Annotated in this window: 16 protein-coding genes; 8 read left to right on the top strand and 8 right to left on the bottom strand. The window is 70.4% G+C overall.

Going from position 1 to position 17,706, the window contains the following annotated elements; all coding sequences use genetic code 11:
* Nucleotides 1-83 precede the first annotated feature (83 nt).
* Nucleotides 84-593: a nuclear transport factor 2 family protein gene (locus ACZ5K7_RS06625; protein ID WP_468911245.1), complete on the bottom strand. Its 510-nt coding sequence runs from the start codon at nucleotides 591-593 to the stop codon at nucleotides 84-86.
* Nucleotides 594-748: 155 nt separating this feature from the next.
* On the opposite strand from ACZ5K7_RS06625, the gene ACZ5K7_RS06620 reads away from it, so the two are divergent.
* Nucleotides 749-1,228 carry a MarR family winged helix-turn-helix transcriptional regulator gene (locus ACZ5K7_RS06620; RefSeq protein ID WP_468911243.1) on the top strand — a complete coding sequence of 160 codons (480 nt, stop codon included), beginning with the start codon at nucleotides 749-751 and terminating at the stop codon, nucleotides 1,226-1,228.
* A 189-nt stretch (nucleotides 1,229-1,417) separates the two neighbouring features.
* Here ACZ5K7_RS06620 and budC read toward each other — a convergent pair whose 3' ends face one another.
* Nucleotides 1,418-2,194, bottom strand: a complete 777-nt coding sequence (gene budC / locus ACZ5K7_RS06615; protein WP_468911240.1) for a meso-2,3-butanediol dehydrogenase — start codon at nucleotides 2,192-2,194, stop codon at nucleotides 1,418-1,420.
* A gap of 403 nt (nucleotides 2,195-2,597) precedes the next feature.
* On the opposite strand from budC, the gene ACZ5K7_RS06610 reads away from it, so the two are divergent.
* Nucleotides 2,598-3,539 (top strand): helix-turn-helix domain-containing protein, encoded by a 942-nt coding sequence (locus ACZ5K7_RS06610; RefSeq protein ID WP_468911237.1) that lies wholly within the window; start codon nucleotides 2,598-2,600, stop codon nucleotides 3,537-3,539.
* Nucleotides 3,540-3,638: 99 nt separating this feature from the next.
* On the opposite strand, the gene ACZ5K7_RS06605 is transcribed toward ACZ5K7_RS06610, so the two are convergent.
* From ACZ5K7_RS06605 to ACZ5K7_RS06590, 4 genes are read right to left on the bottom strand one after another with little or no spacing between them, the layout of a single operon-like run.
* A complete protein-coding gene (locus ACZ5K7_RS06605; protein ID WP_468911234.1) occupies nucleotides 3,639-4,577 on the bottom strand; it encodes a DODA-type extradiol aromatic ring-opening family dioxygenase in 939 nt (312 codons plus the stop codon).
* Nucleotides 4,574-5,452 (bottom strand): alpha/beta fold hydrolase, encoded by an 879-nt coding sequence (locus ACZ5K7_RS06600; protein WP_468911231.1) that lies wholly within the window; start codon nucleotides 5,450-5,452, stop codon nucleotides 4,574-4,576. Before ACZ5K7_RS06600 ends, ACZ5K7_RS06605 begins: the two co-directional genes overlap by 4 nt.
* Nucleotides 5,449-5,952, bottom strand: coding sequence for a cupin domain-containing protein (locus ACZ5K7_RS06595; protein WP_468911229.1), 504 nt, complete (start codon nucleotides 5,950-5,952; stop codon nucleotides 5,449-5,451). Before ACZ5K7_RS06595 ends, ACZ5K7_RS06600 begins: the two co-directional genes overlap by 4 nt.
* On the bottom strand, nucleotides 5,952-6,734 hold the full coding sequence (locus ACZ5K7_RS06590; RefSeq protein WP_468911226.1) for an SDR family oxidoreductase: 783 nt from the start codon (nucleotides 6,732-6,734) through the stop codon (nucleotides 5,952-5,954). The genes ACZ5K7_RS06595 and ACZ5K7_RS06590 overlap by 1 nt, the downstream gene beginning before the upstream one ends.
* A 139-nt stretch (nucleotides 6,735-6,873) precedes the next feature.
* On the opposite strand from ACZ5K7_RS06590, the gene ACZ5K7_RS06585 reads away from it, so the two are divergent.
* The 6 genes from ACZ5K7_RS06585 to ACZ5K7_RS06560 all read left to right on the top strand — a co-directional run bounded on the left by ACZ5K7_RS06585 (nucleotide 6,874) and on the right by ACZ5K7_RS06560 (nucleotide 15,301).
* Nucleotides 6,874-7,638: an IclR family transcriptional regulator gene (locus ACZ5K7_RS06585; RefSeq protein ID WP_468911223.1), complete on the top strand. Its 765-nt coding sequence runs from the start codon at nucleotides 6,874-6,876 to the stop codon at nucleotides 7,636-7,638.
* A gap of 117 nt (nucleotides 7,639-7,755) precedes the next feature.
* Entirely contained in the window at nucleotides 7,756-8,220 is a 465-nt protein-coding gene (locus ACZ5K7_RS06580; RefSeq protein ID WP_351692501.1) for a cupin domain-containing protein, read from the top strand.
* Nucleotides 8,221-8,222: 2 nt separating this feature from the next.
* Nucleotides 8,223-9,824, top strand: a complete 1,602-nt coding sequence (locus ACZ5K7_RS06575; protein WP_468911219.1) for a flavin-containing monooxygenase — start codon at nucleotides 8,223-8,225, stop codon at nucleotides 9,822-9,824.
* Between the two features lie 311 nt (nucleotides 9,825-10,135).
* Nucleotides 10,136-13,342, top strand: a complete 3,207-nt coding sequence (locus ACZ5K7_RS06570; RefSeq protein WP_468911216.1) for a TIM-barrel domain-containing protein — start codon at nucleotides 10,136-10,138, stop codon at nucleotides 13,340-13,342.
* A 400-nt stretch (nucleotides 13,343-13,742) separates the two neighbouring features.
* A complete protein-coding gene (locus ACZ5K7_RS06565) occupies nucleotides 13,743-14,558 on the top strand; it encodes an SAM-dependent methyltransferase (protein ID WP_468911213.1) in 816 nt (271 codons plus the stop codon).
* A gap of 203 nt (nucleotides 14,559-14,761) precedes the next feature.
* A complete protein-coding gene (locus ACZ5K7_RS06560; protein ID WP_351692512.1) occupies nucleotides 14,762-15,301 on the top strand; it encodes an AMIN-like domain-containing (lipo)protein in 540 nt (179 codons plus the stop codon).
* A gap of 100 nt (nucleotides 15,302-15,401) precedes the next feature.
* Here ACZ5K7_RS06560 and ACZ5K7_RS06555 read toward each other — a convergent pair whose 3' ends face one another.
* Both ACZ5K7_RS06555 and ACZ5K7_RS06550 read right to left on the bottom strand, forming a co-directional pair.
* Nucleotides 15,402-16,835 (bottom strand): sensor histidine kinase, encoded by a 1,434-nt coding sequence (locus ACZ5K7_RS06555; RefSeq protein ID WP_468911210.1) that lies wholly within the window; start codon nucleotides 16,833-16,835, stop codon nucleotides 15,402-15,404.
* A gap of 10 nt (nucleotides 16,836-16,845) precedes the next feature.
* Nucleotides 16,846-17,526, bottom strand: a complete 681-nt coding sequence (locus ACZ5K7_RS06550; RefSeq protein WP_351692518.1) for a response regulator transcription factor — start codon at nucleotides 17,524-17,526, stop codon at nucleotides 16,846-16,848.
* Nucleotides 17,527-17,706: the final 180 nt, after the last annotated feature.

Raw genomic sequence — 17,706 nt, 5'->3', positions numbered from 1 at the left:
TCCTTGGTCTGTCTTTTCCGTCCCGTCCTGGGCGAAAAGGGCGGCTGGGCGGCTTCTTCCGTTGATGCTTGGGCCGCCGACGTTCAGGCCGCGCTCGCGTCGGCCGCCTCGAAGCGGGCGGCTGCCTCGGCGGGGGCGTTCAGGTTGCCTTCGGACCAGCCGATGCCCTGGACGAGGCGCTCGATGCGCCAGCCCTGCGCGGTGCGGCGCATGTGGTTCGTGTACGTGCCGCGCATGAGGAAGAAGTCCCCGCCTTCGGCCCCCTCCAGGTAGTGCTGGGCGTACATGTACGAGTGGCAGACGGCCCGGTCGGGGTCGTTCTCGTCGAACTCGATGACGTGGTTCGGGCTCAGGTGCTGGCGGGCGGTGAATCCGGAGAGGCCGCCGCGGGCGAAGTGGACGAAGTCGTCGCGGGCGAAGTCGTTCGCCGGCATGCCCGCGGCGGAGAAGTCGATGTGCACCGGGTCGGTGAAGCAGGTGGCGTACAGGTCCCAGTCCGCGCGGTCGATCGCGACGGCGTAGCGGATGACGGTGTCACTGATCGCGGCGCGGTCTTCGAGCCGGCGGATACGGGATTCGAGGTCGGAAGTCATGGCCTCTCCTTGCGTGAGGGTGCGCCTGGCGGACGCCTTGCGCGCCAAACATACGACCCAGGATCATCCGAAGCAAGATGATCTGAAGCAAGAAGATCCTGTTCTGGATCATATTATGGTGGATGGACGACCCAGGGAATCCAGGATGGTGACGCGTGGCCCCCACCGATCGGCGGACAGTGCCGGATGAGGCGTGTGCGCTCACCGATGACCCCTCGACGGCGGATCTCACCTGGCTGACGCACCGGGCCGCCGCCGCGCTCGGTGATGTCTTCGACGCGGTGTGCCGGGAGGCGGGCCTCGCGGACATGCGGGACTGGCTGGTCCTGGCGCTGGTGGGCGAAGCGGGGCAGCGCACTCAGTCGGAGATCGGTGCCCAGCTCGGCATCGACAAGACGACGCTGGTCTCCCTGTTGGACCGACTGGAGCGGGAGGGGCTGATCGTCCGCACCTTCTCCGCACGTGATCGCCGGGTCCGCATCCCGGAGGCGACCGCCGCCGGGCTCACCCTGCACGACAAGGTGGCCGCGGCGCGCGATGAGGCGATCCAGCAGCGGCTGGCAGCCATTCCGGGTGCCCAGCAGGCGCTCCTGAGATCGATGCTGTGGAGCATCGCCATGGGCTCACCTCAGTAAGGTTTTCCCGGCAACGTGACGGTTACGGAGGGGCGCTGTGCGGTCGAGGGCCGACGCTCCGGACACACAGGTCATGCGCTCCGGACACACAGGTCATGCGCTCCGGACACACAGGTCATGAAGGAGAGCAGCAGCCGATCCATGGACCTGCTCCCCTGACTGCGCCGATCCGCCGCGCATGTCACCGAGTCACGCGATGTGCGGGTTGCCGTTCGACGCGCCGAGGCCGCCGTCGACGCGGATATGGGCCCCGTTCACGTAACTCGCCGCCGGACTCGCCAGGAACGTGATGACGGAAGCCGCCTCGGCAGGCTCGCCGAAGCGCTGCATGGGGACACGGTTGAGCGCGGCGGCGACGATCGCGTCGTTCTGCAGGAATCCCGCGGTCATGTCAGTGGAGATCATGCTGGGGTGGACGGCGTTGACCCGGACGCCTTCCGCGCCGTGGTCGAGCGCCATCGCGTTGGTCAGGTTGGTCACCGCGCCCTTGGCGGCGTCGTAGGCGGCCAGGCCCCAGTCACCGCCGAGCCCGGATGCCGAACCGACATTGACGATGCTGCCGCCCACGGCGCGCAGGTGTGGAAGTGCGGCCCTGGAGGCGAAGAAGACTCCGTCGACATCGGTGGCCATGACACGTCGCCAGCCCGTCGCGTCGATGTCGGACACGGTGCCCAACGGCTCACAGGACGCGGCATTGTTGACCAGAGTGTCCAACCGGCCGTGGTCCTGGGCCACGGCGTCCACCAGCCCGGTGATCTCTGCCTCGTCCGAGACGTCACCGACCCGGGCGATCAGCGTCGAGCCCGTTGGCGCGTCGGACACCACCTTGTCCAGCTTCGCCCGCGTCCGGCCGATGATGACCACCGTGGCACCCCCGGCGGCGAAACGGTGAGCGGTGGCCGCGCCGATGCCCGATCCGCCGCCGGTGACAATGACGACCTTGCCTGTGAACGTGTCCTCAGCCATCGAGAATCCTCAACTCCTCATGTATGACGTGGTGGTGGTGTCGCCCGCGCGTCATCACGGGCGGGCGGGGCGGTCCTGATGTGCTCTGCGCGCTTGGCGCAAGGGGTACGGCGGATCGCCTGCTGGTGCTTCAACGGGGCGATGCACGGTGCACTCGTGCGCGGTAACGGCTTGGCTGCCGGCACCCCTCGTACCGGCAGCCGAGCGGCCGGAATACTGTTGGCTCACGAGGCTCTCCTCCTGTGCGTCCGCTGGTGTAGGTGTATCTGCCGGGCTGGAGCGGGCGGTTGGCCCTGCCTCGAACCCTAGGAAGATCGGCCCGGCGCAGGCTTGGACCGGGGCGCCAGCCGGACAGAACATCGGCGCCAGACAGCGCGGGGCCAGGAAGGCGGAGGGCACCGTCATGAACGGCAGCGGAAGGAAGGCCGACGGCTCGGGCTTCGACGCCTTCCGCAGCGGCTGGGAGGCGGAGATCGGCGACGGCTTCCCGCTGCCGACCTTCAGCCCGGCCACGACCCGTGACTTCAGGGTCAGGAGCCGCGCCACCAAGGTGGGCGACGTGGCTGTCACCGATCTCCACGGTGCGTCGGCCATCCGCACCGAGGGCCCCCTCGACGGCGTCGAGGACCAGGTGCGGATGTACGTCGTGCAACACGGCTCCTGGACGTTGGGAGCCCCGCTCGCCCGCGCCGAACAGACGGTATCGGCCGGGCAGTTCCTCCTGCGTCACATCGGCCGGCCCCTGCACTTCGAGACGGTGCCGGACACGAGGGCGAAGGTCGTCGTTCTGCCCGCGGCCATGCTCAAACCACTGCTGGGGGGACGGCAGAGCGTCAGCGGGCCGGCGGACTCCGCCGAGGTGCGCCTGCTGGTGGCCCACTCGAACATGATGTACGACACCGTCGCCGACCTCGCGCCGGCCGGAGTGCAGGCCGCCCACAGCACGCTCATCGAACTGGCCAAGGCGGTGGCCAGGCGCCGGATCGACGACGCGGAACCCCGACTGGCCCCCGCGCTCGTCCAGGCAGCGAAGGACCTCGCGGACAACCACCTGGCCGACCCCGAACTCTCCGGCACGATGCTGGCCCGTGAACTCAGTGTCTCCGTACGCAACCTGCAACGGGCGTTCGCCGCGACGGGAGAGCCGGTGACCGCCTACATTCGCCGGCGACGGCTGGAAGAGGCCCGACTCGCCCTCACCGCACCCGCCGGACGGCTGAGTGTCTCGGAACTCGCCGCCCACTGGCAGTTCGCGGACAGCAGCCATTTCATCCGAGCCTTCAAGAAGCACTACGGCCGGACTCCCACCGAGTACGCCCGCACAGTCACCCCGCCGCGGAACTGAGCCGCACACCGCACCGCACACGTGCGCGGCGGCTGTGTGCCCGCCTGCTCCGGGGCGAGGTCGGTGCCGACGAGCCGGGTGGTGATGGGCTCGGGCACCTCACCGCACCTCGAAGGTCGCACCGAGACCCATACCGGTGATCCACTCGGGGACCGGCTCGTACGCGGTCCACACCAGCGGCGCCCGTACCGCGGCGTGCCCGATCAGCCAGGTGCGGATCTCGTGGCCGCCGCTGCCCGCCTGCTCCTCCAGACCCGCGTCGCCGAGGGCCGCGATCGGCCCGGGCTCCCCGGTCCCCAACTGCTTGAGGAACCAGCGGTCCCAGGCGCTGTTGACGTGGGCGTGCGGATCGCCGCCCATCGCCCGCACCCGGTGCTCGCGCGCGACCGCGGAGGCGCGGGGGGCCTCGCGCCCGTGGATCACCGCGTGCCGGCGGTCTTCGGCCATCGCCGGATCACGCGGGTCGTTGGTGGGCAGCCAGTGGGAGAGCCCGCCGCTCGCGATGACCAGGACCCGGCCGGCGCTGCCGTTGCCGCGAAGGGCGTCGCCGAGTGCCCGGCCGAAGCCGAGGCAGCGGTCCATGGTCGGCAGCGGGGGAGCAGCGGTGTTCACCACGAGCGGCACCAACGGTATGTCCGTGCCGCCGCCGCACACCATCTCGTAACTCTGCACGAGTCCGTGATCGACGGTCAGCGCGTAGGACAGCGACAGGTCGAAGCCCGCGCCGGTGAGCCCGTCGTACACGGACCAGGCCAGTTCGCCAGCGACGGGCAGCGGGCCCGGCCGGCTGCCGAAGTCGCCGAATCCGACCACCTGCTCGACGCCGATGAGGAACGGCGGCATCGCGTCGTAGAAGTTCCCGTGGAAGTGGTCGGGGCCGATGACCACGACCGCGTCGGGCGCGAGCCGCGCCACCGCCTGGGAGAGCCGGGCCGCGTCGGCGAGGAACCGGCCGCCGGGTTGTTCGGGGCCGTCGGGCGGCAGCAGGGTGGCGAACGGGGAGTGGGACATGGCGACCAGGCCGAGGATCTCGCTCATGCCGGGTCCTTGCCGAGCAGCAGGAAGTCGCGATGGGCGCGGAGGAACTCCGAGGGCTTCTCCCACTGCGGCCAGTGGCCCGCGCCCTCGATCACGTGCAGGCGGGCATCGGGCAGCCAGCTCTGGAGCATCGCCGCCTCGTCGAGTCCGCCGGTCGGGTCGTGGTCGGTCCACAGCAGCAGCGTGGGCGCGGTGATCCCGCCGACCCAGTCGGGGTCCCAGGCGAAGTCCTTGCGCACCTCGGGATCCTGGAGCACCAGGGTGTTCTCGATCGCGCGCAGGAAGCCGGCGCGGCTGTAGACGGCACGGCGCAGGTTCACCAGCTCGTCGGTGACCATCGAGGTGTCGTGGAAGAGGAACTCGACGCGGCGGCGTACGGTCGCGTCGCTCGGGTCTTGGACGGCGGCCAGGGTGCTGTCCCGCATCCGGACCATCACCTCCGGCTTGTTGGCGATGTTCCCCGGGGTGTTGAGCACGAGCCGTTCGACGCGGTCGGGGTGATACGCCGCGGTCCACGCGGTCACCCAGCCTCCGAGCGACTCGCCGGACAGGTGCGCCGAGTCGATCCCGAGCGCGTCCATCAGGCCGACCAGGTGGTCGGAGAGCACGTCGATCGTGTAGGGCCGGTCCGGCAGGTCGGACCAGCCGTGGCCGACCATGTCGTAGGCGGTGACGCGGAAGTCGGCGGCGAGTCCGGCGATGTCCCGGGCGTAGGCCTCCAGATGTCCGCCGGTGCCGTGCAGCAGGATCAGCTCGGGGCCGGCCCCCGCGCGCAGCACCCGGGTGCGGACGCTGGCCACGTCGACGAACCGCAACTCGTGCTCCACGTCGGACAGTTCGCCCCAGATGCCGATGTGGGCGGGCAACGGGCTCATGCCGGGTCCTCCTTGAATCGCGCACGGGCTTCGGCGACCGTGGCCAGTCCCGCGCTCTGCCGTCGTCCGACGCCCAGCAGGTTCAGCAGGCGGGAGTTCTCGATGGTCAGGAAATCGACCGGGTCGGTCTCCGAGTCGTTGTAGTGGCGGTGCCAGGTCCAGGGCGGGGTGTAGATGAAGTCGCCCGCGGACCAGGGTTCGATGTCGTCCTCGATCTCGCTGTGGCCGTTCCCGCTGATGACGAAGTGCACCGTCTCGTGGTGGTGGCGCTGCATGTCCGAGCTCTGTCCCGGCGGGATGGTCTGCCGGAAGAGCTCGAAGGTGGCCGTCGGCAGCAACCCGGCGATCGCCAGCACGGTCGGATTGTGCACCTGGTCGGCCGGCAGCGGCTGGAGCTCGTCGGCGTGCACGACGACCGGCCGCGCCGCGCCGGGCTGCACGGTGTCATGCAGCGAGCCGAGGAAATCGGCCATGGTGAAGCGGGATCCTGATGCCGCCATCAGATCGTCTCCGTCCTTCCGCCGTCGACCGTGAGCACGGTCCCGTTGATGTACGCCGCGTCGTCGGAGGCCAGGAACGTCACGGCGGCCGCGATCTCGGCCGGCCGCGCGGCACGGCCGGCCGGAATCTCCGCGAGGTCCTGCGCGTCGAGTTCGTCGAAGCCGCGGTGTGCGGCGCGTGCCCGGTTGGCCAGGATCCGCGTGCGCCGCTCGGTCGAAGTGGCGCCGGGAGCCACGCAGTTGACGGTCACGCCCAGGGCCGCGAACTCCAGGGAGAGCAGCTTGGCCGCGGCCGTGACCGCGGAGCGCAGCACCACGGACGCGGCCAGGTCGGGCTGGGGCTGGCGTACCGCGGTGGACGTCACGAACACCACCCGCCCGAAGCCCCGCTTCGCCATGCCCGGCATCGCCAGCCGCGCCAGCCGCAGCGGGCCGAGCAGCAACAGTTCGGACGCCTCCCGCCACCGCGTGTCGTCGAGGTCGAGGATCCCGCCGGGCGGTGGACCGCCGGCGTTGAGCACAAGCACGTCAAGGCCGCCGTGGCGGTGCTCGACCTCTTCCATCGCCGCCGCGGCCGAGGCCGGATCGGCCATGTCGTACACGAGGGCGTGTACTTCGCTCGCCGCGCTGTCGCCCACGGTGTTGCGGAGTCGGGCGGCCGCGGCTTCGAGGGTGTCGGCGTGCCGACCGGTGATCACCACTCGGTCGCCCGAACACGCCAGGCGCTCGGCGATCGCGTGGCCGATACCGCTGGCACCGCCGCCGACCAATGCTGTCCGCATGATGTGGGCACCCACCTGAAACCCTCCTGGATCCGCCTGAAACCCTCCTGGATCCCTCTTGGATCCCTCCTGGATCCGCCCCTTGTCCGCAGGGCGGGGCAGCCTTAGCGTGACCGCCATGACCCCCGGGGAACAAGGGATGAGTCCCACTGCGCGGGACGGCGCGGTAGAGACCAGGGGCCTTGAGCGCGCGGCGGCGATCCTCGGCGCCTTCGACGCGGCGCACCGCGAACTGACCCTCTCCGCGCTCGTGGCCCGCTGCGGGCTGCCCCGGTCGACCACGCACCGCACCGCGGAGCGGATGATCCGGCTCGGCTGGCTGGACAAACCCCAAGGGCACTACCGGATCGGCAACCGGCTGTTCGAGATCGCGAGCCTGGCACCGATCCGGCTCGAACTGCGCGAGGCCGTGCTTCCCTACCTCCAGGACCTGCACAGCGCGACCAGGAACACCGTGCAGCTCGGCGTCCTGGACGGTGCGCAGATCCTGGTCGTCGAGAAGATCACCGGCCACCGCCCCATGCCGATGCTCTCGCAGGTCGGCGGGATCGTCCCGGCGTACTGCTCGGCGCTGGGCCGGGCGATCCTCGCCTACAGCGACCCCGCGACCATCGACGCGGTGCTCGCCGCCGACATGCCGCCGCGCACCCCGCGCACGCTGACCACCAAAGTGGCCGTGATCCGCGAGCTGACCGCCGTGCCGGCCAGGGGCTGGGCGGTGGAACGCGAAGAGGGCAACATCGGTGTGAGCTGCGTCGCCGCCCCGATCTTCGGGCCGTCCGGCGACGTCGCCGCCGCCCTGTCCGTCACCGGGCCCACCGCCCTGGTCCGCGCCGACCGGGCCGGGCCCGCCGTACGGCTCGCCGCCGCGGCGGCCTCCCGGGCCTACAGCACCCGCCGTTGAAAAAGTCCCAGCCGGTGGGACTGAGTCATTGTGCATCGACCGCTGCGAACCGACGCTGGGCCGAGCGGACCAACGCCGCGGTCGGACGGCCGTGGTGGCGACCGGAAGGAGACGACGGTGACTCTAGGCGGTGGCTACATGCTGCCCTCCCGCGAAGGGCACAAGATCGCGGCGATCGGGCTGGGCGTCACCCTGAAGGCGGACGGCCCGGCGACGCGCGACGCGTACTCGCTGTTCGAGTACACGGTCCCGCCGGAGACCGACGGGCCGCCGCCGCACCTGCACACCCGTGAGGACGAGTCCTTCATCTGCCTGGCCGGACGGCTCGACGTGCATCTCGGCGGCAGGGACTTCGTCCTCGAACACGGCGACTACCTGTACCTGCCGCGCGACGTGATCCACGCCTTCCGCAACCCCTACCCGGAGGAGTCGCGCGTCATCTCCGTGGTCTCGCCCGCCGGCCTGGAGGGCTACTACCAGGCGCTCGCGGACATGCCGCCCGGACCGAAGGACATCGGGCTGATGAAGAAGATCATGGCCGACTTCGGCATCGAGCTCCAACTGCCGCCCGAGGCCGTGTGACCATGAGGATCGCCATCATCGGTGCCGGTGTCGCGGGCCTGGTCACCGCGAAGGTGCTCACGCAGGCCGGACACCGGACGGACGTGTTCGAGAAGGCCCCGGACGTGGGCGGCGTGTGGAGCCGGACGCGCCGCTATCCGGGAGTGACGACACAGAGCTCGAAGGCGCAGTACTCGTTCTCCGACTTCCCCATGCCCGCGGACTTCCCGGAGTGGCCCGACGGCGCCCAGGTCCAGTCCTACCTCGCCGACTACACCGCCCACTTCGGACTCGAACCCGCCCTGCGCCTGAGTACCGAGGTGACCTCGGCCAGGCCGACCGAGGACGGCGCGTGGAGCGTCGAGTACCGCGACGCCGCGGGCGCGCACACCACGGAGACCTATGACCGACTCGTCGTCGCCAACGGGGTGTTCTGCGAACCGGCGGTGCCGAAGTTCGAGGGTCTGGCTGAGTTCACCGAGGCCGGCGGCCAGGTGTGCGCGGGCACCGAGTTCCACGACGCCGAGCAGGCCCGGGGCCGTAATGTCCTCGTCGTCGGCTACGGCAAATCGGCCTGCGACGTGGCCGTGCCGATCAGCGCGGTCGCCGCCCGGACCGACGTGATCGCGCGCCAACTGCTGTGGAAGGTCCCGCGGAAGATCGGCGGTCGGCTGAACTTCAAGATGCTGCTGCTCACCCGGCTCGGCGAAGGGCTGTTCCGATACATCCGCCCGCGCGGCTTCGAACGCTTTTTGCACGGCCCCGGCAACGGCCTGCGCCGCCGGATGATCAACTCCATCGGCAGCGTGTCCGTCCGACAACTCGGCCTCAAGCGGCTCGATTTGGTGCCCGAGGGAGCGATGGAGGACATCGTGCGCGGCGCCATCGGGCTCGCGACCGAGGGATTCTTCGAGGCCGTCACCACGGGCGACATCACCGTCCACCGGGATCGCACCGTCGAGAAGCTCCTCGTCGTGGACGGTGAGCCCTCCGCCCGCCTGTCGGACGGCACCCTGCTGCCCGCCGACCTGGTGGTCTGCGCCACCGGCTTCACCCAGGGCGTCCCGTTCCTGCCCGGGGAAGTGAGCGAGCAACTGCTGGACGCGCGCGGCAACTTCATGCTCTACCGCCAGATCCTCCCCCTCGGGATTCCCGGCCTGTACTTCAACGGCTACAACTCCTCCTTCTTCAGCCCGCTCAACGCCGAGATCGCCGCGCTGTGGATCGCCGCCGACCTCGCCGGCGCGGTGGAGACACCCGACGCCGAGACCATGAAGCACGCGGTCGTGGAGCAACTGGCCTTCATGGACACCGCCACCGACACGCACCACTGCCGAGGCACCAAGATCATCCCGTTCTCCATGCACAACGCCGACGAAGTACTCGGAGACCTCGACCTCAACATCAACCCGCTCATCCGCGCCGCTCACTGGCTCGGCCCGGTCGATCCGGCGGCGTACCGACGGCTGACCCCGATGCTGCTCAAGCGCCTGGCGCGGGTCGAGCACGAAGACCGGGACCGACCAGATCTCCGCGTGCTACCCGGCCCGGGCGGTTCGGCCCCGGGTTCGGGGCAGGGGAGTGCGTCGGACCAGAGCCTGACAAGATCTTCGTCGCAAGGCTGAGACGAACCAGGTGCCCCAGAGTGCGCCTGCCCGCAGCTGCAGGTGTCCGCCCCGGCGTACACGAGAGCCCCACGTGTGCCAGGGCGGACGCGCTCGCGCGGAGGCCGACGGATGTGAACGGTGGGGCTTGACAACGATGTCGGTCGGCGGCAGTTTCCACCAGGCGCGAACGGTGACCGACGCACCTTCACGAGGGGCCACAGGCCCGCTTCAGGACGGAGCTGTCCATGAGAAGAAGATCAGCGTTACGCACGACACGGTTCCTGCGAAGACGTCTCACGGCCATTGCCCTGGCAAGCGGCCTGGCGGCCATGATGGCGACCGGTACCGCGGAGGCGTCGGCGGACGCACCGACGAGTCACCGAACCGCGTCGGTGACCTCCGGCAACGCACGCTTCCAGATCCTGTCCCCGACCTTGATACGCACCGAGTACGCGCAGGACGGGAAGTTCACCGACAGCGCGACGTTCAACGCGGTCGGCCGCACCGCGTTCGCGCCGACCTCGTACACCTCCAGCACGTCCGACGGCTGGCTGACCATCAGCACGAGCGCGCTCACCCTCCGATATCAGGAGGGTTCCGGGCCCTTCGACGCCCAGAACCTCTCCGTGCGGCTGTCGGCCGGCGGGTCACCGGTCAGTGCCACGCCCTGGCATAGGCTCACGTGCGCGCTGGGCGCCCTGTGCGAGGCCGAGCAGTTGTCCTACAGCGGGGTCGGCGTGGCCTCGGACCACACCGGTTACACCGGCTCCGGATTCCTGGCCGGCTTCGAGGGGACGGGCAACTCCGTGTCGGCCGACGTCGACGTCGCCACGTCGGGGACGTACCAGTTCGACACCCGCTACGCCAACTCCGTCGGCGGCGACGGCCAGAACACCACGCGCACCCTCACGTTGTCGGTGGACGGCGGAGCGAGCCGGTCGGTGAGCCTGCCCGCCACCGCGAACTGGAACACCTGGGGCCTGGCGAGCAGCGCGGTGCAACTCGGCGCCGGCCACCACACCATCACGCTGGCGAGGACCGCCGCGGACTCCGGCGACGTCAACATCGACAGCGTCGCCCTGGTGAACCAGGGCGGCGGCTTTCCGTCGACGTCCACGACCGCGATCACGGCCTGCGGGTTCGGTGTGAACTGCGAGGCCGAGGCCGACCGCGTCTCGGGCTCGGCGATCACGGCCACCGACCATGCCGGCTACTCCGGCAGCGGCTTCGTCGGGGAACTGAACCAAGGGGCAGGCCTGTCGGCCCACGTGGTCGGCGTACCGGCGGACGGCACCTACGCCTTGCAGGTGCGCTACGCCAACGCCACCGGCGGTGACGGCCTCTACCGGACCCGTACGGCGACGGTGTCCTCCGGGGGCGCCACGCAGACCCTGTCACTGCCCGTCACCGGCAACTGGGACACCTGGAAGACCGCGTCGGTCCCCGTCACCCTCAAGGCCGGAGCCAACGACCTCTCCATCGGCTGCCCGGACACCGCGAGCTGCCACGTCAACCTCGACACGATCGCCGTCACCGCGGCCAACTCACCCGCGCCGCAACCGCACTTGGCGCTCGGCGGCTACCGCCGCAGCCTCGACGGCTTCAACGGCGACAACGGCACGCCGGCCACCACGCCCGGGCTGCTGTACAAGGACGGCTGGTACCTGCTCGACGACACAGCCTCGGCCCTCTACGACACCGGCACCCGCCAGGTCACCCAACGCCCGTCCCACACCGGCGGCCCTTACCAGGACGGCTATGTCTTCGGCTACGGCCACGACTACAAGCAGGCCCTGTCCGACCTGGCCACCCTCACCGGCCCGCCCCAACTGCTTCCCCCATGGGCCTACGGTGTCTGGTACTCGGAGTACATCGACCGCACCGCCGCCGACTACGAGAACAGGATCCTGCCCGCCTTCCGCGCCGAGGGCGTGCCCCTGGACGTCCTGGTGACCGACACCGATTTCAAGTCGCCCAACACCTGGAGCGGGTGGGAGATCGACACGTCCAAGTTCCCTGATCCGAAGGGGTTCTTCGACTGGGCGGCAGCTCAGGGACTTCACAACACGCTCAACGTCCACCCGAGCATCCTCAGCGGCGACCCGCAGTTCGCCCAGGCCCAGGCGACCGCCAAGGGCAAACTGCACAAGGGGGGTTGCTCCTCCGCCGCGAGCAGCGGCCCGGGGGACTGCTACACCTTCGACTGGGGCGACCCCGACCAGCTCAAGGCGTACATGGACCTGCACCAGACCATGGACCGGCAGGGCAACGACTTCTGGTGGCCCGACTGGTGCTGCGACAACTCCCAGTCGTCGCTGCCCGGCGTCACTCCCGACGCGTGGATCAACCAGCAGTACGCCACGGACGCCGACAAGACCGTCGGCCGCGGATTCGTCGTTTCCCGCGCCTACGGCTCCCTCCAGGCGGGCGGCTACAGCGGCCAGCAGGGACTACCGACCGGGCCGTGGGCCGACAAGCGCACCACGGTCCACTTCACCGGCGACACCTCCTCCACCTGGGGCACCCTGAAGGCGGAGGTCGGCTACACGCCGGGCGAAGCGGCCGCCACCGGCCTGTCGGCGATCAGCCACGACATCGGCGGCCACAACGACACCACGAACCTGACCGGTTCGGAGACCTACACCGCCGACGGCACGACCCACACCACGCACAAACTCCCCGACGACATGTACGCGCGCTGGGTCCAGCTCGGCACCTTCCAGCCCATCGACCGTCTGCACAGCAACCACAGCGACCGGCTGCCCTGGCAGTACGGCACCGCGGCCCGCGCCTCCGCGGACAAGTTCCTCAACCTGCGCGAGAACCTGGTGCCCTACACCTACTCACTCGCACAGCAGGCCAACACCACCGGCGTCCCCGTCACCCGCCCGACCTACCTGGAATACCCCGACGAGCCCCAGGCGTACGCCACTTCCGGCAGCGAGTACTTCTACGGCCCCGACATGCTCGTCGCCCCCGTTACCACGCCCGGCACCACGGCGACGACCTCGGTGTGGTTTCCGCCCGGCAGCCAGTGGACCGACTACTTCACCGGCCAGACCTACGCCGGCGGCACCACCCAGAACATCACCAACGGCCTCGACACCATGCCGGTGTTCGTCAGAGCCGGCGCAGTCGTCCCGACCCGCACGAGCAACGTCACCAGCGACGACAAGGCCCCACTGACCAAGGTCACGCTCACCGTCGCCGCGGGCGCCTCCGGCTCCTTCTCCCTCTACGAGGACGACGGAACCGGCACGGGCCCCGGCCACAGCGCCGTCACGAAGATCCGGTACCGGGAGAACGGCACCAAGCGCACGGTGACGATCAATCCCGCAACCGGGACCTTCCCCGGCCAGGTCAGAAACCGGCAGTGGACCGTCTCCCTCCTCGGCGCCACCGCCCCGACCACCGTCCGAGTGGGAGGGTCCCGACTGTCCCCTCACGCCTACCACTTCGATGACGCGACCCGCACCCTGACCGTCACGCTGCCCCCGCGCAGCCTGCACGCACCGATCACCGTGACGTACCGCTGACCACCACCCGGCCGCCGACGGGCCCGTACGCGGACCCGTCGGCGGCCGGAAACCGTCATCCACTCCACACCTCACTACGACTTGCGCCCCGGACACATCCGCCCAGTTCCACAGAGGCATCCGGAGACGCTTCGCTGCTCTGGAGAACCAACGCCCGGTTGGAGACCTGGTTCAGGCCGCCCGGCATGCCGCCGACCACGTAGAGCCCGGCTCCTCTGCCGCTACCTGCGGCTGGGCCCGGGGTGTTTGACCGGCGCAACGGCTCCGGGCGGTCGAGGACCCGGCGCCGCCGGCCGAACCACCCGGAAGTAAGACACGAACTAGCGGGCAGGAAACGGGAGTTCGATCGTAGGATGTGCCGCGACTGATCCCCGCCCCGGTTGAAGGACGTACACGACTCATGACCGACCCTGTGACGACGCCCGAGCCGGCTGACCAGCAGAAGATCGACACGGCGGTGCCGCACTCTGCCCGTATCTGGAACTACTGGCTCGGCGGCAAGGACAACTACCCCGTCGACGAGGCGGCCGGTGACGCGTACACCGAGGTGTTTCCCGGGATCGTCACCATCGCTCGCTCCAGTCGTGGCTTCCTGCGTCGCAACATCGCGTATCTCGTCTCCGAGGCGGGCATCCGGCAGTTCCTGGACGTCGGTACCGGGCTTCCGACCGCGCAGAACACCCACGAGGTCGCCCAGGGACTCGCTCCCGAGGCGCGGATCGTCTATGTCGACAACGATCCGATGGTGCTCGCCCACGCCCGGGCGCTGCTCACCTCCACCGAGGAGGGCGCGACCGCCTACATCGACGCCAACGTCAATGACCCGGATCGCATTCTCGAGGTCGCCGCCAAGACGCTGGACTTCGGTCGTCCCACGGCGCTCATCCTCAGCAACATCCTGGGGCATGTCGCCGACTACGAGCAGGCCCGTGCCATCGTCACCCGGCTGATGGACGCCCTGCCCTCGGGCAGTTACCTCTCCGTCAACGACGGGTCGCGCGGCATCGACCCCGTCTTCGAGCAGGCCCAGGACGCCTACAACAACAGCGGCGCCGTTCCGTACAACCTGCGCTCCATTGATGAGATCACCGCGTTCTTCGACGGTCTGGAGCTTGTCGAGCCCGGTGTCGTCTCGGTGACGGAGTGGCGTCCGGAGCCCGGTTCGGGCGTCCCGGAGGTCGTCGCCGAGCACGGTGGACTTGCTCGTAAGCCGTAACGACGCGAGCCCCTGCGTCCTTCGACAGCAGGGCTGGAAGAACAGCGGCAGGCGGCTGCGTGCGCGGAACCGCTGAGGCCTCACGGGGCAGTTGGTGCTGGACGGGCCTCTGCGCCGCAATGGGCTGCCCCCCTGCGCACAACCTTCCGGAAGGCCGCCGGTCTGAACAGACACACACCTACGCGAGCTACCGGGGGGTAGTCATGCGACGGATAGGTACTGCGCTGGCCGCGATGATGCTGGCGGGCGGTGGTCTGTTGGCCGGGACGGTTCCGGCGGTGGCCGCGCCGACGGCGGTGGACTGTGCCGTGACGTGGGGGAGTCTGGACAAGGCCGGTGACTCTGTTGCCTCCAGGCGGCTGGCCGACGTGAGGGCCGGGCAGCACGAGTGCTTCGACCGGCTGGTCTTCGACGCCGCGGGCACGTCGGCCGACCCGATCGGCTACAGCGTCCGCTACGTCGACGTGCTGCACCAGGACCCGTCCGACGTAGTGGTTCCGATCAAGGGGGGAGCGATTCTGGAGATCTCGCTGTTCTCCTCGCGCTACGACCCCGAGACCGGCGAGCCCTACCCGCCGCTTCCGGCCGTCAACGTCACCGGGTACCGGACGTTCCGGGAGTTCAAGTTCACGGGTGGCTCCGAGGGCTACACCCAGGCCGGGCTGGGCGTCCGCGCCCGGCTGCCGTTCCGGGTCTTCCAGACGGCCAACCATCTCGTGGTGGACGTGGCTCACACCTGGTGATCCTGTACGGCCGGGGGTGAGTTTCCTTGACGCGCCCCCGCCCCCGCCCCCACTCCATCCGGCACCATGGCCGGCAGCGAGGAGAGCCGAGAGCGCCCCGTCAGCCCGCCGCCCCGCCCGGCAGGGTGACGGTGAAGCAGGCGCCGCCCTCCGGTCCCTGGCCGCCGGCGGTGATGGTGCCGCCCAGCCGGGTGGTGAGGCGATGGGCGATGGCCAGGCCGAGGCCGCTGCCGACGGGGCGGATGTCCCGGTAGCGGTCGCGGAGCACGCCACGCTCGAACGCGACCCCGGCGTCGTCGTCGGACAGGCCGGGGCCGCCGTCGCGGACCTGGATGACGGCGTGGTCGCCTTCGGCGCGTAGCGCCAGGACGAGGGGTTGGCCCTCCGGGGTGACGCGCAGGGCGTTCTCGATGAGTCCGTCGGCGATCTGCCGTACGCGGAAGCCGTCCGTGTCGGCCAGGACCGGGGACTTCGGGCGCTCCAGACGGAAGTCGACGTGGTGGCGTGCGCACAGCCGCGACCAGGTGTCGGCGGCTTCCTCGACCAGGGAGTTCAGGTCGGTGCGCTGGACGTCGAGGTGGAAGTCGTCCGCTTCGAGGCGGGCGAGCCGCAGCAGGTCGCTGACGAAGCCGTCGAGTCGCCGGGTCTCGGTCAGCAGGGTGCGCCCGACGGCGGGCAGTTCCTCGGCGGGCACAACGCCGTCGTCGAGGGCCTCCGCGTAGCCCTTCAGGACGGTCAGGGGGGTGCGGATCTCGTGGGAGATCGACAGCAGGAACTCCCGTTGGCGGTTCTCGCTGCGCGTCAGCGCCTGGTCGAGCACGGTCAGCGAGCTGCCCAGTTCGACCGCTTCCGCGGGTCCGCCCACGGGGCCGTGCAGCCCGCGTTCGCCCGCGGCCAGCCGGTGGGCGACGGCCGCGGCCGAGGTCAGCGGCCGGGCGATGCGGCGGGCCAGCAGCGCCCCGGCCAGTGCGGCGCCCACCAGTCCGGTGGCCATCGGCAGCAGCAGGCTGCGTTGCATCCGGGTGGCGGCCTGCCGTACGTCGGTCATCGGCTGGGCGAGCACGACGGCGCCTCCGCCACGAGCCGGGTGCGCTTCGACCATGACGTTCCTGCCGTCCAGGGCGGCGGTGGCGGACACGGGGCGGCCGGACAGCAGCCGGTCGCGGTCGGTGTCGGTGAGTGCCGGTGCGGCCGGTCCGGCGACCCTGCCGTCCGGGGCGACGACGGCGAGCCGCACGCCGTTGGATCCGGCCAGCCGCTGCTCGTCCTCGCGGAGGAGGGAGGGGAGCGCCGGGACGCGGCTGAGTGTCGCGGCCTGCTGGGCGAGCCGGCCGCGCTCCTGGGCCTCGGCATTCGAGTGGGCCGTCTCCCCGGCCACGAGCCCGGTCAGCATGACCGCGAGCGCCGCCACCAGTGTCGCCAGCAGGACGAGGGCGCCGGCGAGCGAGCCACGCAGCGGCCACCGGAGCCGGAGCTGGTGCCGGTCCCGGTGTCTGAGCCGGCGCCATGCCGCCTTGTACACGCCCTTGTACACGCCGGATCCCTCACGCCGGGCCGGCGCTGTAGCCGACCCCGCGAACCGTGCGGATGGGGCCGGCGTCACCGAGCTTGCCGCGCAGCTGGGAGACGTAGACGTCGACGACCCGGCCGTCGCGGTAGTCGGCGTACCCCCAGACGTGGGACAGCAGTTGCGCGCGGGTGAAGACCTGGCCGGGCCGGCGCATCAGATAGGCGAGCAGGTTGAACTCGGTCGTGGTCAGGTCGACCGGCCTGCCCTCGTGGTGGACGGTCCGGCGGGCCGGATCGAGGGTGAGTGCGCCCAGCGTCAGGACCGGCTCGGACGGCGGCCCGGCGGCCCGGCGCAGTACCGTCCTGATCCGGGCGACGAGCTCGCGCGGCGAGAACGGCTTGGTCAGGTAGTCGTCCGCGCCGAGCTCCAGGCCGATGATCCGGTCCGCTTCCTCGTCCCGCGCGGTGACCATCACCACCGGCGTCCAGTCGCCGCTGTCCCGCAGCAGACGGCAGAACTCCACGCCGTCGAGGCCGGGGAGGGTGAGGTCGAGGACGATGGCCACCGGGCGGAGCCGCCGGACCGCCGCCAGGCCGGCGCGGCCGTCGCTCTCCACGTGCACGCCGAAGCCGTCCCTGGTCAGGTAGAGCCGCTGCAGGTCGGCGATGTGCGCCTCGTCCTCCACGATCAGGACGAGCCCCTTGTCCTGTGGCATGCGCACCGAGCCTAGCGGTCATGGCTCCCGCGCCCCGGCCCCGAGAGAGCCGGTCGGCCGATCCTTACGTTCCCCGAACATTCCGCGAACACCCCCCTCGTACGGCCCGCCCATGCTCGGTGGCGGCCGGGAACCGCCCGGTCCACCGGCTGCCGAAGGCGACGGAGCCGTCCCGCCGGC

It is taken from the genome of Streptomyces sp. NPDC031497, from assembly GCF_055580905.1.
Note: the sequence above shows the minus strand (reverse complement) of the source record. Positions and strands in the feature narration are given on the sequence as shown.

Excerpts from the sequence above, each read along its gene's own strand:
- ACZ5K7_RS06610 (WP_468911237.1), top strand. The coding sequence starts at position 2,598 with ATGAACGGCAGCGGAAGGAAGGCCGACGGCTCGGGCTTCGACGCCTTC.
- ACZ5K7_RS06575 (WP_468911219.1), top strand. The coding sequence starts at position 8,223 with ATGAGGATCGCCATCATCGGTGCCGGTGTCGCGGGCCTGGTCACCGCG.
- budC (WP_468911240.1), bottom strand. The coding sequence starts at position 2,194 with ATGGCTGAGGACACGTTCACAGGCAAGGTCGTCATTGTCACCGGCGGC.
- ACZ5K7_RS06565 (WP_468911213.1), top strand. The coding sequence starts at position 13,743 with ATGACCGACCCTGTGACGACGCCCGAGCCGGCTGACCAGCAGAAGATC.
- ACZ5K7_RS06595 (WP_468911229.1), bottom strand. The coding sequence starts at position 5,952 with ATGGCGGCATCAGGATCCCGCTTCACCATGGCCGATTTCCTCGGCTCG.
- ACZ5K7_RS06605 (WP_468911234.1), bottom strand. The coding sequence starts at position 4,577 with ATGAGCGAGATCCTCGGCCTGGTCGCCATGTCCCACTCCCCGTTCGCC.
- ACZ5K7_RS06585 (WP_468911223.1), top strand. The coding sequence starts at position 6,874 with ATGAGTCCCACTGCGCGGGACGGCGCGGTAGAGACCAGGGGCCTTGAG.
- ACZ5K7_RS06570 (WP_468911216.1), top strand. The coding sequence starts at position 10,136 with ATGATGGCGACCGGTACCGCGGAGGCGTCGGCGGACGCACCGACGAGT.
- ACZ5K7_RS06560 (WP_351692512.1), top strand. The coding sequence starts at position 14,762 with ATGCGACGGATAGGTACTGCGCTGGCCGCGATGATGCTGGCGGGCGGT.
- ACZ5K7_RS06600 (WP_468911231.1), bottom strand. The coding sequence starts at position 5,452 with ATGAGCCCGTTGCCCGCCCACATCGGCATCTGGGGCGAACTGTCCGAC.
- ACZ5K7_RS06625 (WP_468911245.1), bottom strand. The coding sequence starts at position 593 with ATGACTTCCGACCTCGAATCCCGTATCCGCCGGCTCGAAGACCGCGCC.
- ACZ5K7_RS06590 (WP_468911226.1), bottom strand. The coding sequence starts at position 6,734 with ATGCGGACAGCATTGGTCGGCGGCGGTGCCAGCGGTATCGGCCACGCG.
- ACZ5K7_RS06550 (WP_351692518.1), bottom strand. The coding sequence starts at position 17,526 with ATGCCACAGGACAAGGGGCTCGTCCTGATCGTGGAGGACGAGGCGCAC.